At 69.7% G+C, this 14,257-nt stretch carries 13 protein-coding genes; 7 read left to right on the top strand and 6 right to left on the bottom strand.

Going from position 1 to position 14,257, the window contains the following annotated elements; translation table 11 throughout:
* Window positions 1-23 precede the first annotated feature (23 nt).
* The 5 genes from ACTRWB_RS07455 to ACTRWB_RS07435 form a co-directional block, all read right to left on the bottom strand.
* Window positions 24-2,246: a tetratricopeptide repeat protein gene (locus tag ACTRWB_RS07455; RefSeq protein WP_446901449.1), complete on the bottom strand. Its 2,223-nt coding sequence runs from the start codon at window positions 2,244-2,246 to the stop codon at window positions 24-26.
* A 188-nt stretch (window positions 2,247-2,434) separates the two neighbouring features.
* The gene (locus tag ACTRWB_RS07450; RefSeq protein ID WP_446901448.1) at window positions 2,435-3,097 is read right to left on the bottom strand and encodes a PulJ/GspJ family protein; all 663 of its coding nucleotides are present in this window, start codon (window positions 3,095-3,097) and stop codon (window positions 2,435-2,437) included.
* Window positions 3,081-3,512 (bottom strand): type II secretion system minor pseudopilin GspI, encoded by a 432-nt coding sequence (gene gspI, locus ACTRWB_RS07445; protein WP_419689171.1) that lies wholly within the window; start codon window positions 3,510-3,512, stop codon window positions 3,081-3,083. The genes ACTRWB_RS07450 and gspI overlap by 17 nt, the downstream gene beginning before the upstream one ends.
* 314 nt (window positions 3,513-3,826) lie before the next feature.
* A complete protein-coding gene (locus ACTRWB_RS07440) occupies window positions 3,827-4,033 on the bottom strand; it encodes a hypothetical protein (RefSeq protein ID WP_129515258.1) in 207 nt (68 codons plus the stop codon).
* 303 nt (window positions 4,034-4,336) lie between these two features.
* A complete protein-coding gene (locus ACTRWB_RS07435; RefSeq protein ID WP_412024239.1) occupies window positions 4,337-4,933 on the bottom strand; it encodes an alpha-ketoglutarate-dependent dioxygenase AlkB family protein in 597 nt (198 codons plus the stop codon).
* A gap of 236 nt (window positions 4,934-5,169) precedes the next feature.
* Here ACTRWB_RS07435 and ACTRWB_RS07430 point away from each other — a divergent pair, with 236 nt between their 5' ends.
* Window positions 5,170-5,757: a malonic semialdehyde reductase gene (locus ACTRWB_RS07430; RefSeq protein ID WP_412024238.1), complete on the top strand. Its 588-nt coding sequence runs from the start codon at window positions 5,170-5,172 to the stop codon at window positions 5,755-5,757.
* Window positions 5,758-5,767: 10 nt separating this feature from the next.
* Here ACTRWB_RS07430 and ACTRWB_RS07425 read toward each other — a convergent pair whose 3' ends face one another.
* Window positions 5,768-6,916 carry a metallophosphoesterase gene (locus ACTRWB_RS07425; protein ID WP_446901447.1) on the bottom strand — a complete coding sequence of 383 codons (1,149 nt, stop codon included), beginning with the start codon at window positions 6,914-6,916 and terminating at the stop codon, window positions 5,768-5,770.
* A gap of 188 nt (window positions 6,917-7,104) precedes the next feature.
* Between ACTRWB_RS07425 and ACTRWB_RS07420 the strand changes: the two genes are divergently transcribed.
* The 6 genes from ACTRWB_RS07420 to ACTRWB_RS07395 all read left to right on the top strand — a co-directional run bounded on the left by ACTRWB_RS07420 (window position 7,105) and on the right by ACTRWB_RS07395 (window position 14,228).
* Complete coding sequence (locus tag ACTRWB_RS07420) at window positions 7,105-8,007, top strand: LysR substrate-binding domain-containing protein (RefSeq protein WP_048247295.1); 903 nt, start codon at window positions 7,105-7,107, stop codon at window positions 8,005-8,007.
* Between the two features lie 309 nt (window positions 8,008-8,316).
* Window positions 8,317-8,610, top strand: a complete 294-nt coding sequence (locus ACTRWB_RS07415; protein WP_446901446.1) for a hypothetical protein — start codon at window positions 8,317-8,319, stop codon at window positions 8,608-8,610.
* Window positions 8,607-9,656: a multidrug transporter subunit MdtN gene (mdtN, locus tag ACTRWB_RS07410; RefSeq protein ID WP_446901445.1), complete on the top strand. Its 1,050-nt coding sequence runs from the start codon at window positions 8,607-8,609 to the stop codon at window positions 9,654-9,656. The genes ACTRWB_RS07415 and mdtN overlap by 4 nt, the downstream gene beginning before the upstream one ends.
* The gene (locus ACTRWB_RS07405; RefSeq protein WP_446901444.1) at window positions 9,637-11,682 is read left to right on the top strand and encodes an FUSC family protein; all 2,046 of its coding nucleotides are present in this window, start codon (window positions 9,637-9,639) and stop codon (window positions 11,680-11,682) included. Before mdtN ends, ACTRWB_RS07405 begins: the two co-directional genes overlap by 20 nt.
* Window positions 11,669-13,213: a TolC family protein gene (locus ACTRWB_RS07400; RefSeq protein WP_446901443.1), complete on the top strand. Its 1,545-nt coding sequence runs from the start codon at window positions 11,669-11,671 to the stop codon at window positions 13,211-13,213. Before ACTRWB_RS07405 ends, ACTRWB_RS07400 begins: the two co-directional genes overlap by 14 nt.
* 307 nt (window positions 13,214-13,520) lie before the next feature.
* On the top strand, window positions 13,521-14,228 hold the full coding sequence (locus tag ACTRWB_RS07395; protein WP_129515267.1) for an MgtC/SapB family protein: 708 nt from the start codon (window positions 13,521-13,523) through the stop codon (window positions 14,226-14,228).
* Window positions 14,229-14,257 lie beyond the last annotated feature (29 nt).

Raw genomic sequence — 14,257 nt, 5'->3', positions numbered from 1 at the left:
GCTGTTCGTATCGCGAGTTGTGTCTAACGTGTCATCGGTTCGAGCGCGGCGCGCACCGCGCCGATCGCATCCGCCCAGTTGCCGGGCGCAGGCTGCCGAAACAGCCGCGCGGACGGATACCACGGGCTGTCGCCGCGCGTACGCATCCAGCGCCAGGCCGGCGGGTCGGGCAGCAGCACCCAGACTTGCGCGCCCAGCGCACCCGCCAGATGCGCGACCGCGGAATCGGCCGCGATCACGAGATCCAGCGCGCCGATCAACGCGGCCGTATCGGCGAAGTCGCCGAGTTCGTCGTCGACGCGGCGTACCGGCGTGTCCGCCAGCAGCGCTTCGTCGTGTTCATGAACGGGTTTCTGCAGGCTGATCCAGTCGACGTCGAGATCGAACAGCGGCGCAAGCCGCGCGAAATCGATCGACCGGCCGGCGTCGTTTCGGTGCGCCGGATGGCCCGCCCAGGCGAGCCCGATGCGCAGCCTGCGCCGTTCGCCGAGCAGCGTGTCCCACTGGCGCGTGCGCAACGGATCCGCATGCAGGTACGCGGCGGGGCTCGGAATGGTGTCGGCGTCGGTGCGAAACGCATGCGGCAGGCTCGGCAGCGGCACATGGCAGTCGAAGGCGGGCAGCGGCTCGCCGCGCGCGATCACGTGGGCCGCACCGGCGAGCGACGCCATCAGCGCACGCAACGCCGGCTGCACCTCGAGCACCACGCGTGCACCGCGCGCGGCGACGAGCGGCACATAACGACAGAACTGCAGCGTGTCGTCCAGGCCCGGCTCCGCATGGATCAGGATCGTCTTGCCGTCGAGCGGTTCGTCGCCGCGCCACGCCGGCTGCGTGAACGGCCGCGCATGCCGCGCGAACCGCGCGTCGCGCAGCCGCCATTCGTACCCGTGCCAGCCGCGCGCGAAATCGCCTTCCGTCAGGTGCAGCGCGGCGCGCGCGCAATGCGCGCCGGCGAAATCGGGCTGCAGCGCGAGCGCGTGGTCGTAGGCGGCCAGTGCAACGTCCACCTGCCCCAGGTCGGCCAGCAGGTTGCCGCGTGCAAGCCACTGCGTCGCTTGATCGGGGCGCAGCGCGAGCGCACGATCGAGCGACGCGATCGCGTCGTCGTAGCGGTGCAGGTCCTGCAGCACGCTGCCGCGGTTCGTCCACGCTTCGGCGAAGTGCGCATCGAGCGCCAGCGCGGCATCGTAGCTGGCGAGCGCCGCGTCGAAGCGCTTCAGCTCGCGCAGCGTCGCGCCGCGATTGCACAACGTGTCGATCGAGCGCGGATCGAGCGCCAGCGCACGGTCGTAGCTGTCGAGCGCTTCATCGTGACGCTCGAGCTGCAGCAACGCATTGCCGCGGCTCGCGAGCGCACGGACGTGATCCGGATCGCGCGCCAGCACGCGTTCGCAACGCGCGAGCGCCTCGTCGGCGCGGCCGAGCCGTTCGAGCACGGCCGCGCTGTCGCAGAGCGCGTCGAGCCGCGCGGGATCGGCGGCGATCGCCTCGTTGAACGCGGCAAGCGCTTCGTTGAGACGGTCGAGCCCGGCGAGCGTGCGGCCGCGCTCGGCCATGATCGCGGCGACGCCCGGCCGGATCGCGTTCGCGCGATCGAAGCAGTGCAGCGCATCGGCCGCGCGCCGCAGCTCGCGCAGCACGAGGCCGCGGTTGAACCACGATTCGAACGAATGCGGATCGACCATCAGCGCGCGGTCGTAGGTGTCGAGCGCGTCGTCGAGGCGGCCGAGCGCGCGTAACGCACCGCCGCGATTGCAGAGCGCGTCGAGCACGAGCGGCGACACCGCGAGCGCACGGTCGAACGACGCGAGCGCGTCGTCGTAGCGGCGCAGGCCGATCAATGTGTTGCCGCGGCGCACGAGCGTCTGCACGTCGTCGGGCGCCGCGCGCAGCGCGGCCGCGAAATGGTCCAGCGCCTCGTCGATGCGGCCGCGCTCGCCGGCGATCGCGCCGAGATCCGACAGCGCACGCGCGTCCGGCTCGATCGCGATCGACTGGCGCAGCAGCGCTTCGGCATGGTCGGCCGCGCCGCGCTGAAATTGCAGCACCCCGTACAGATGGAGCGCCTGCGGATGATCAGGCTCGTTCGCGAGCACCGCGAGATATTCGCGTGCCGCGTCGTCGAACCGGCCTGCGCCGTGCCATTGCTGCGCGCGGCTCAGGATCGCCGCCGATTGCCATTGCCCGCGCGCGTCGTGCCCCGACGCGCCCGCGTGTGCATCATGCCGGTGCTCGACCGTCACGTTCGCCCCCTTCCCGGTTGCCGATGCCGCCGCTGAACCGGTCGATGGAACCGGTCGCGGCGGTCATGCTCGTCACGAGACTAATGGACAGCCAATAACAGACGTATGACGAAAGTTACGGACCATTTTGTCCGGGGGACGGAACGGCTTTCCGGGCGTGGCCGCGTGCGCCAGACGGCATCGCGCTTTCATTGACCAATCGGGATGGTCCGCACGAATTCGACCGCCGGCGCGCCCATCGTGACCGTGAAGCGGACGCCGCGCGGCACCGGCGCGCCGATCGACGTCGAGTTGCTGATGCCGTGCTGCGCGAGAAACTGCGCGTAGGCCTGTTCGATGACGGTCTGGCTCGTCGTCCATCCCCCCGGCGGAATCCACACGGAAAGCTGCATCGAGCGCGCATCATTGCTGACGACGACACGCGCGAACGCATCCATGTGATGCAGCGCGTCGTCGACCTCGGCCAGCGACGCGAGCGGCTGCGACGCGCTGCGCACGAGTTCGCGCCCCTTGAGCTGGTAACGCACGACCTGCATCTGCGTCGGTCCGCCGCCGACCCCGAGATGGCGCACCATCACGAGTTCGTTCGGGCGGATGCGCAGCGGCGGCCCGAACACCTCGTCGGCCGTCACGAGGTTCGTCAGGTCGAACTGCAATTGGGAGAAATAGCGGCCGAGCAGACGCGTTTGCGCCAGATTCGACGCGATATCGTCGCGGCCGCGGATCGTCGCGTCGAGGCCGCGCCATGACAGCAGCGCGATCACGGCGAGCAGCGTGATCGCGACCAGCATCTCGATCAGCGTGAAGCCGCGGGCGCGCGCCGCCGCGCGCGGTTCAACGGCGCGCTTCATTCTGGATCACCGTGACGACTTCGGCTAGCACGTTGCGGCTCGACGCGGACGGAAAGACGCTCACCGTCACGCGACGCACGAGCGGGCTCGGCAGCGCGGCCACCGACTGTCGGCACACGAACCGGTAGCGGCCCTGCGGGCACGCGAACGTGTTCGTGCCGACGGATGGCCAGGTCGATGCGATGCGGATCTCGCCGAGCGCGTTGTCGGCGCTCCATAACGCGAGCAGGCGCATGCGGGCCGTATCGGTATCGGACGCGAGCGCGCCGATCGCGCGCATCACGGCGCCGAGCGCGACCGCCACGATCACCAGCGCGATCAGCACCTCGATCAGCGTGAATCCCCGTTCCGGCGCCCGCGCGATGCGCGATCGGCCGCGCGCATGGCGGTTGTAGTCGGTTCTGTCGTCGCACATGACCTGCGTTCTTGTCGATGGGTCGCCGCCCGGCGTCCGGCGTCCAGACTGCGGCGCAGGCCGCATCGCCGGCGCGACGGACGCCGTGCGAAGACGTTAAGCGCCGCGTATGGCACACACGTGTCGAATGGTACGGACCATTTGGCGCGACAAGCGCGAACGGACACGCGCGCCGGCGCACCGCGTGCGACGCGCGGTGTCGCTCGATGCATGCATCGCGGCCGACGGAAAACGGAAAACGATCGGGAGAGAACCGCCCGGCAACGGGCGGTGGGCGGTAGAGGCGATCCTCGGGCGGGAGCGCCGCGACGGCGTCAGGCCGTCACGGCGGCGTCATACTCGGCACGGGCAAGCTGGCCGGCGGCGTAAGCCTCGGCTTCGCCGCGCAAGCCTTCCTGGCTGAATGCGACGACTTTCACACCGACGCCGGTCGCCCGCTTCACCGTCAGCGCCCATTGCCATCCGCCGTCTTGTTCAAAGACGTGCAGCGAGGGTTCGAAGGAAGGGTCGAATAGGGTCACGCGTTATGCTCCTGCCCCCTTACGCGTTGCATCGGCAACACACGGGGCATGTCGAAAAGGTCGCGCCGGGATGCGACGCGTTTCTGCCATTCGACAGTCTAGTCAATGATTGTTGCGACGCACCATCAGAGGTTTCACTCATCTATCGGAACCGGGCGGTCGATCGAATCCGCCTGAAACCCATATGGCACGGGCCTCCGGGCCATATCGGGCCACACCGTACGGCCCTCGTGCGGCAACGTGCCGCACACAAGACCGATTGCCTGCATCGGTCATTCATGGATTGTGGAAACAGGGCGCGATCTATCCGGCCGGCATCACGCGCCGGAACGTCAGGTTGACGCGCTCGCCCTGCACGCTCGGCGCCTTCGGCACGCGATGCTGCCATTCGGCCTGCGTGCGGCCGCGCATCACGAGCAGGCTGCCGTGCACGAGCCGATACGCATGCGTGACACCGGTCGCGCGATGGCGAAGATCGAACACGCGCATCGCGCCGAGGCTCACCGACGCGATCACCGGCGCGTCGCCGAGTTCGGGCTCGTTGTCCGCATGCCAGCCGAGGCTGTCCTGCCCGTTGCGGTAGCGATTGAGCAGCACGCTGTTGAAGCGCGCGCCGCAGGTCGCCTCGACCGCCCGCTTCAGGTCGAGCACGGCCGGCGTCCACGGTGCCGGCACGTTGCGGATCCCCGAATACACGTACACGGCATCGGGCTCGCCCTGCCATGCGGTGAGCCTCGGCAACGGAATGCGTCCGCGCGGCGTGCGGATCGTGTCCTGTCGCCACGCGACCTCGCCGATCAGCGCGGCCAGCACGCGATCGGCATCGGCTTGCGCGAGCCAGTCCGGGTACCAGTCCACGTCGGGCGCGGGCGTGTCAGCAAAGAGATCGGGCGTCGACATGTCGGAGGGAACGGGTGATGAACGGAGCGAACAGTGCATGCCTGCATACTAGCCAACGGCGCCGCACGCCGCCATGCGCTCTCATTCGACGATGAAAGGAAACCACCGCGCGCCGCGATGCGCTTTCGCGCATCACGCTATCATCGCGGCGTGTCGCGGCGCGCCCTGCCGGGAGCGCCGCTTTCTTTCGCCATGCCGGCCGGCGCGACCCGGCCGCCCTCTTCCCGGATCCCATCATGACGACACTCTCCGATTCCGCCCTCGACCAACTGTTCCTCACCGCGCGCACGCACAACGCGTGGCAGGACAAACCCGTCGACGACGCGCTGCTGCACCGCTTGATCGACCTGACGAAATTCGGCCCGACGTCGGCGAACTCGAGCCCCGCGCGCTTCGTGTTCGTCAAGTCGCCCGAAGCGAAGGCACGCCTGAAACCCGCGCTGTCCGAAGGCAATCTCGCGAAGACGATGGCCGCGCCCGTCACCGTGATCGTCGCGATGGATTTCGCGTTCCACGACCACCTGCCGCGCCTGTTCCCGCACGCCGACGCACGCAGCTGGTTCGCCGGCAACGATGCGCTGATCGAGGCCACCGCGTTCCGCAACTCGTCGCTGCAGGGCGCGTACCTGATCCTGGCCGCGCGCGCGCTCGGCCTCGACGCGGGCCCGATGTCCGGCTTCGACGGCGCGAAGGTCGATGCCGCGTTCTTCGCGGGCACCGCGATCAAGAGCAACTTCCTCGTGAATCTCGGCTACGGCGATCCGGCCGGCCTGTTCCCGCGCAGCCCGCGTTTCGACTTCGACGATATCGCCCGCATCGAGTAACAGCAGCAGCCTAACCGCCGCGCGTCAGCCGGATCAGCGTGATCTCGGACGGCACGCCGAAGCGGTTCGGCGGCCCCCAGTAGCCGGTGCCGCGGCTCGTATAGAGCCACAGATCGCCGAAGCGGCTGAGCCCGCCGATCACCGGCTGCTGCATCCGCACGAACGGCGGCCACGGCAGGAACTGGCCGCCGTGCGTATGTCCCGACAACTGCACGGTGAAACCTGCTCGGTTCGCCGCTTCCGCGCTGCGCGGCTGGTGCGCGAGCAGGATCTTCGTGCCGACGTCGTGCGGCGCGCCCGCCAGCGCCTGCGCGGGGTCGCTGCGATGCGCGGGATCGAACCCGCCCGCCGTGAAGTCGGTCACGCCCGCGAGCACCGCGCGCGCGCCGCCGTGCTCGATCAGCACGTGCTCGTTCAGCAGCACCGTCAGCCCGATGCGGCGGAATTCATCGATCCACGCATGCGCACCCGCGTAATACTCGTGATTGCCGGTCACGAGGAAGCTGCCGTGCCGCGACTGCATGCGGCCGAGCGGCGCCGTGTGGTCGCGCAGGCGCTTGACCGAGCCGTCGACCACGTCGCCCGTCACGACGACGAGGTCGGCATCGAGCGCATTGACCGCACGCACGATCCGTTCGACATAGGGCCGCTTGATCGTGGGCCCGACGTGGATGTCGGACAGCTGCACGATCGACAGCCCGTCGAGCGCGGCCGGCAGCCCCGCGACCGGAATCGACACGCGCTTGACCGCCGCCGTGCGGCGCGCGCCGACAAACCCGATCGCGGTGACGAGCACGGCGCCCGCCAGCACGCCGAGCGCCGTGTCGGCCGCGGCGCCGCTCCACGCGCCGTCGTGCCCGAGTTGCCGCCATGCGAGCACGGCGAGCAGCACGAATTCGCGCAACAACGTCAGCGCGAGCAGCGACGAGAAGAAGCCCATCACGAGCGAGCCGACCCAGCCGGCCAGCGTCGCGGCCCAGCCCTCGTCGAAACGACGCGAGAACATGCCGACCGGGATCAGCACGACGAAGCTCGCCAGCACGAGCGCCGCGATCGTGCGCGCGACCGGCGACGCGAACGCATCGGGAATGATCCGCATCCCGACGTACAGATGGAACAGCACGCCGATTGCAATGAACCGGACAAAGAAACTTCGCATGGAACACTCACCTTCGTTGCGATACCGCTTCCGCGACGCGCATCGCACCGGGCCGTGATGCCCCGTGCCGCGCTTTGCGTCATACGCACGATGGTACACAGATCCCGGCCGCGACGACCGGTCGCGGCCGCCGGTGGAGCCTCGCGCGGCTTCGCGCGATAATCGGCCATCCTCCCGCCGCCACCGCCATGCGCTTCGATCTCGTCGACCTCAAACTCTTCACCCACATCGCGGAGGCGAACAGCCTGACGCGCGGCGCCGAGCGCGCGCACCTGTCCGTGCCCGCGGCCAGCATGCGCATCAAGAATCTCGAGGAGCAGGTCGGCGTGAAACTGCTGAGCCGCACGAGCCAGGGCGTCACGCTGACCGCGCCGGGCGAAACGCTGCTCACGCATGCGCACCGCGTGCTCCGCCAGCTCGAGCAACTGACAGGCGATCTGCAGGAATTCGCGTCGGGCGTGAAAGGCCACGTGCGCGTGTTCGCGAACACCACGGCGATGAGCGAGTTCCTGCCGGCCGTGCTGCGCCACTATCTCGTCAAGCATCCCGACGTGACGATCGACATGCAGGAGCGGCTGAGCCCCGACATCGTGCGCGCGGTGCAGGAAGGCGTGGTCGACATCGGCATCGTCGCCGGCGACGTGCGCACCGAAGGGTTGCAGGCGATGCCGTACCGGAGCGACCGCCTCGTGCTGGCCACGGCACTCGGGCACCCGCTCGCCAGCCTGGCATCGACGCCGTTCGTCGCGACGCTCGACCACGACTTCATCGGCCTGCCCGAGGCGAGTGCGCTCCACAACTTCCTGAAGCGCGCGGCCGCCGACGTGCAGCGCACGCTGCGCTGGCGCATCCAGGTCAGCAACTTCGAGACGGCCTGCCGGATGATCGAGGCGAACGTCGGTGTCGGCGTCTTGCCCGAAGGGACCGCGCGCCGCCACGCGAAGACGATGGCGCTGCGCGTCGTCGCGCTCGAGGACGACTGGGCCGAACGCCAGTTGCAGATCTGCGTCGCCGATCTCGACGCGCTGCCGCGCTTCGCGCGCGATCTCGTCGACCTGCTCGTCGAGGATGCCCGCAACCGGCAAGACTGACCGGATTCCCATGTATTCGAGTGGCAATCGGCCGCTTCCGCACCGATTCCACGGCATCGACATGACAAAGTCCGCCACCCTGCTTTTGTCTGACGATGCTTTACAGTCTGTTAGCAACCCTATACGAGCTTGCGCTGGCAGAATCGTGACGACCTGGTCGCCGCTGCCGAAACGCGCCGCCGGACGGACTGCTGGCGGTCCGCATCCTGCTGATTTATTATCGGCTCCGTATCGCGGAATCGTCGTCGCGGCGACGCACCGCATTGCGCCGCGCCCGGCATCCCCCCCCATCGTCGAGCTCGTCACACCATGAGAAAAACAATGCCGCGTGCGCCCCTGCGCGTCGCCGCCGTCCTGGCGCCAGCCCTGCCGCTCGCGGGTTGCGCATCACGCGGCGCACCGTCGTACGTCCTGTTCGGCGCGTATTTCCCGCTCTGGCTCGTCAGTGCGATCGTCGGCATCGTCGGCGCGATCGTCGCGCACCGCTTGTTCGTCGCGACCGGCTGGGCCGCCACGGTGCCCTACCAGCTGGCCGTCTGCACCGCGATCGGGCTCGTGGTCGCCGTGCTCGTCTGGCTCGCCGGCACGGGGCCGTTCGCATGAAAGCCGCCGGAACCGCCCGCCCCTCCATGAAAGGCCGCGTGATCGCGCTCGCGATCGTCGCGCTCGGCATCGCGGCGCTCGCGTATGCGTACCACCGCACGACCGCCTACCCGTCCACCGACGACGCGTCGATCGATGCGGACGTCGTGCACGTCGCGTCGCCTGTCGGCGGTCGCATCGTGCGGCTCGCGGTGCACGAGAACCAGCGCGTCGCGAAGGGCGACCTGCTGTATGAAATCGATCCCGTGCCGTACCGGCTGACGGTGGCGCAGGCGCAGGCCGACCTCGAGCTCGCACGCGCATCGCTCGATACGCGCCGCCGTTCGCTGATCGGCGAGCGCTCGAACGCGGCGGTCGCCGCCGAGCAGGTCAAGCGCGCGACGCAGAACGCCGACCTCGCGACGCGCGACGTGAACCGGCTCGCGCCGCTCGCCGCGCAGGGTTATGTCAGCGCGCAGCAGTTCGACCAGGCGAAGGTCCGCCAGCGCGACGCGGCCGTGTCGCTCGCGCAGGCGCAGGAACAGCAGCGCGCGTCCGCGCAGACGATCGGCGACGAGGCCGACGCGATCGCGACGCTGCATGCGCGCGAGGCCGCGCTGGCCCGCGCGCAGCACGCGCTCGACGATACGATCGTGCGCGCGCCGCACGATGGCCTCGTGACGGGCCTCAGCGTCCTCGCCGGCGAAACCCTGGCGCCGAACCAGTCCATCTTCACGCTGATCGACGCGAGCGAATGGTTCGCCGTCGGCAATTTCCGCGAGACGTCGCTGAACCGCATCGCGCTCGGCGACTGCGCGACCGTCTATTCGATGATCGACCGCGACCGCCCGATGACGGGCAAGGTCGTCGGCATCGGTGCGGGCATCGCGGACAGCGCGCGCATCAACCTGCCGCGCTCGTTGCCGATCGTGCAGAACTCCGTGAACTGGGTGCACGTCGCGCAGCGCTTCCCCGTGCGCGTGAAGCTCGACGAACCCGACGGCAAGCTCGTGCGCGTCGGCGCGAGCGCGATCGTCGAGGTCCGGCATGGCTCAGCCTGCCGCTGACGTCCGCTCGCCGGGCCCGCGCGAAGTCCTGCGACTGCTCGTGCCGTTTCCGGGGCGCGCGGTGATGGCCGTGCGGGTCGCGCTGATCTGCGCGCTGGTCGTGCTCGTGACGAGCGGGTACGGCACGCCCGAAGCCGCGATTTCCGTGTACGTCGTGTTCTTCCTGAACCGCGCCGACCGCGTGACGAGCGTCGTGCTCGCGGTCGCGATGCTGCTGCTCGTCACGATCGTGATCGCGCTCGTGATGGGCGTCGCGATCTTCAGCATCGACTATTCGATCCTCCGCGTCGCGTGCATGGCCGTGCTGTCGGTCGGCCTGCTCTACCTGACGTCGGCGAGCAAGCTGCGCCCGGTCGGCGCGATCCTCGCGATGATCGTCGGCTTCGGGCTCGACCAGCTCGGCCTCGCGCCGTTCGGCGAAGCTGCGACGCGCGCGCTGCTCTATGCGTGGCTGATGGTCGCGATCCCGGTCGGCGTCGCGATCGTCGTCAACCTGCTGATCGCGCCGTCGCCGCGCAAGCTCGCGCAAGCGCAGCTCGCGAAGCGGCTGCGGCTCGCCGCGCGGCGGCTGCGCGGCGACGACGGCGATGACGGCAGCGACACGCGCGCCGCGTTCGACGCGAGCCTGCGCGAAGGCGACAAGCAGTTGCTCACGTGGCTCAAGCTGTCGAAGCTCGAGGGCTCGTCGTCGGCCGCCGACGTCGTCGCGCTGCGGCAGGCCATCGCGTCGAGCACCGCGCTGCTCGTGGCGGTCGCGCTCGCGGACCGCGAACCGGACGCGCGGCTGCCCGATGCGTTCGTCGAGCCGATCGCGACGACGCTCGACGACATGTCCGCCATCCTCGAACACGGCGGTTATCCGGTCGACGTGACGCTCGCGCTGCCGGCTGCCGATGCGCTGGCGCCGCTCGCGCGCGTCGTCGCGACGGACCTGCATACGGCGATCACGCACTTCGCGGAACCGGCCGCCACCGACGCGCCGGCCGATGCCGCAGCCGAACCCGCCGCGCCCCCTGCGCCACCCGCACCACGCGGCGGGTTCTTCCTGCCCGACGCGCGCACCAACCCCGACCACATCCGCTACGCGCTGAAAACCACCGCCGCGGCGATGTTCTGCTACCTGCTGTACTCGCAGCTCGACTGGTCGGGCATCCATACCTGCTTCATCACCTGCTACATGGTGTCGCTCGGCTCGACGGCTGAAACGGTCGAGAAGCTCACGCTGCGCATCGCCGGCTGCATCGTCGGCGCGCTGCTCGGCACCGCCGCGCTCGTGTTCGTCGTGCCGTCGCTGTCGTCGATCGGCGAGCTGATGGCGCTCGTGTTCGCCGGCGCGTGGCTGGCCGCATGGGTCGCCTTCGGGTCGCCGCGCATCGCGTACGCGGGCTTCCAGGTCGCATTCGCGTTCTTCCTGTGCGTGATCCAGGGCGCGGGCCCCGGCTTCGACCTGACGCTCGCGCGCGATCGCACGATCGGCATCCTGCTCGGCAACGTGGTCGTGTATCTCGTGTTCACGCGCATCTGGCCCGTCAGCATCGGCAAGCAGATCGACACGGCGCTTGCAGCGCTGCTCGACCAATGGCAGCGCCTCGCGCAGATCGCTCAGCCGGCCGAGCGGCGCGCGCTGGCCGCCGACGCGTTCGCGCGCCACGGCGCGATCTCGCAGGAACTCGGCCTGATCCACTACGAACCGTCATGGGTGCGGCCGGCCGCGACGTGGCTCGCCGCGCGACGGCGCGCGCTCGCGGAACTCGGCGCGCTCGAAGGCCCGCTGTTCCTGCTCGCCGAACGCGCACCGGGCGACGCGGCGATCGGCACGCAGCTCGCACGCGTGGTCGAACCCCGCGACGACGAAACCGCACCGCACGCGGATTCACCCGCGCCGCCGGCCCCGCCGCCGAGCACCGCCCCCACCGACCCCGCACGCGACGCGCTGCTGAACCTGATCGACACGCGGCTCGCGCACATCGCCGACGCCGCCCGTCAAGCCACACCGAAGGAGCCTGTCCCTCATGCGCCTACCTGAACCGCCGGCCGCCTCGATCGCCGCCGCCGCCCTCGCGACCGCCGTCGCGCTGGCCGGCTGCGCGACGTCGTCGATCGATCTGGCGCCGGAGGCGTCCGACCGCCCGTGGCAGCCGCAAACGTCGGCCGCGGGCGACATCGTGCCGGGCCCGCCGCGCGTGTCCGCGCAAGGCGCGCACGACTACACGCTGCCCGCGTCGCCGGCGCTCGCGTCGGTATCGCCGCCGGCCGCGCTCGATTCCGCACATGCGTACACGCTGCCCGAGCTGATCGATCTCGCCGAATCGGCGAACCCGCTGACCCGCATCGCATGGAACGACGCGCGCAACGCGGCGCTCGCGGTCGGCCTTGCCAAGGCCGCCTACCTGCCGCGGCTGTCGGCAACGGCGATGGGCGCGTACCAGGCGAGCCACGGTTCGACGTCGACGATCCTCGGCGACTCGTCGAGCGACACCACCGTGCACGGAACGATCTCGGCGCTGTCGCTGCAATGGCTGCTGTTCGATTTCGGTGGCCGCGCGGCGCGCGTCGAAGCGGCCGAACAGGCATCGATCGCGTCGAACGTCGCATTCACGGCCGTACACCAGCAGGTGATCCACGACGTGACGGTCGGGTACTACCGTTATGAAGCCGCACGCTCGCGCGCACTCAGCGCGCAGCAGGGCCTCGCGAACTCGGATGCGATCCTCGCGGCCTCCCGCGCGCGGCTCAAGCACGGCGTCGGCACGGTCGTCGAACTCGCTCAGGCGACCCAGAACCGCGCGCAGGCGAACCTCGCGCTCGTGCAGGCGAACGGCGCACAGAGCGACAGCTATCTCGCGCTCGTGTCCGCGCTCGGCATCTCGCCGCTATCGAAGCCGACGATCGCCGCGCTGCCGAAGCGGCCGCTGCCGCCCGCGCTCGGTTCGTCGGTCGATTCGATCGTGTCGGACGCGATCGCGCGCCGCCCCGACCTGCAGGGCGCGTTTGCGCTCGAAAAGGCCAATCGCGCGAAGATCAAGGCCGCCGAGGCCGCCTTCATGCCGAAGGTGTTCCTGTCCGCGTCGACGTCGTATGCGAGCGGCGGCACGGCCATCACCGCGCTGCCCGCGATCGGCGACCAGGCGCCGACCGTCAACCTGAACGGCAGCCGCTACGGCGGCGGCGTGTTCCTCGGCGTGACGATCCCGCTGTACGACGGCGGCCTGCGCTCGGCCGTGCTGATGCAGGCGCGCAACGATGCGGAAAGCGCCTCCGCGCGCCTCACGCGGACCAAGGAAGAAGCCGTCCGCCAGGTCGTCGCCGCGCAGAACGCGGTGCAGACGAGCCTCGCGTCGCACGACGCCGCCAAGGCGCTCGTCGACGCCGCGCAGACGAGCTACGATGCCGCGCTGACCGCGTACCGCAACGGTGTCGGGTCGGTGACCGATGCGACGATCGCGCAAAGCCAGCTGCTCGCGGCCCGCAACGCGGAGGTCGACAGCTACGCCGGCGCGCTGTCGGCGGCCGCCGCGCTCGCGCTCGCGACGGGGACGATCGGCTCGGCGCAGTAGCGCAACCGCCGCAAGGCGGTTGACGCATGCGCGCGCCGCCTACTAGAATGCCGCCCATTCTTCCTTCAGGAACCATCGTGGACAGTTGCAGCACTCCGTTGCGTGCGCCGCTTGCCGCCTGAACGCCTGTCCGCCGCAGCTCTCCTGCCCCGGCTCGCGTTCCGCGAGCCCGCACGCCTACCGTTTCACACTGAATGACGCATTCGCGCGGTACAGTACCGCGCGATGACGGCTATCTTCGCGTCGCCTCCGGCATAACGCCGCAGCGACGCGAGCCGGCATGCGCTCCTTGCACGGCAGGACAACCATGACTTTCGATTTCGCACTCCGTCTTTTCACCGCGTTCGCCTGCGGCGTCGCCATCGGCCTCGAGCGCCAGATGCGCCAGCGCACGGCCGGCCTGCGCACGATCACGCTCGTCGCGAGCGGCGCGTGCCTGTTCGTCACGCTCGGCGTGCTGACTGGCAACGGCGTCGCGGGCGTCACGCAGATCGCCGCGTACGTCGTGTCGGGCGTCGGCTTTCTCGGCGGCGGCGTGATCATGCGCGACAAGGGCTCGATCCAGGGCATCAACACGGCCGCGACGCTGTGGTGCTCCGCCGCCGTCGGCGTGCTGTCCGGCTCCGGTCATTTCGCGCCCGCGCTCGCCGGCACGGGCGTCGTGCTGCTCACCAATACGGTGCTGCGCGGCGTCAGCCAGGCGATCAACGCGACACCGGTGTCGAATGCCGATCTCGTGCGCGAATACCAGATCACCGTGATCTGCCTGACCTCGGACGAGGTGCACATCCGCACGCTGCTGTCGAACTCGATGTACGCGAAGCCGCTGTCGTTCCAGAGCCTCACGAGCGAGGACGTGCCCGATCAGCCGGACCGGCTGAAGGTGACCGCGACGCTGAAGCTGCATCCGAAGGATCAGCAGAAGCTCGAGCAGATCGCGAGCCGGATGAGCATGGAGAAGAGCATTTCCAGCGTGAGCTGGACCGCGAAGGAAGCGGAGCCGTTGATGGAGTGAGCGGCGTGGCGGCGGCCGTATTCGGCGCC

The sequence above is a fragment of the Burkholderia sp. YIM B11467 genome, assembly GCF_052952715.1.
Note: the sequence above shows the minus strand (reverse complement) of the source record. Positions and strands in the feature narration are given on the sequence as shown.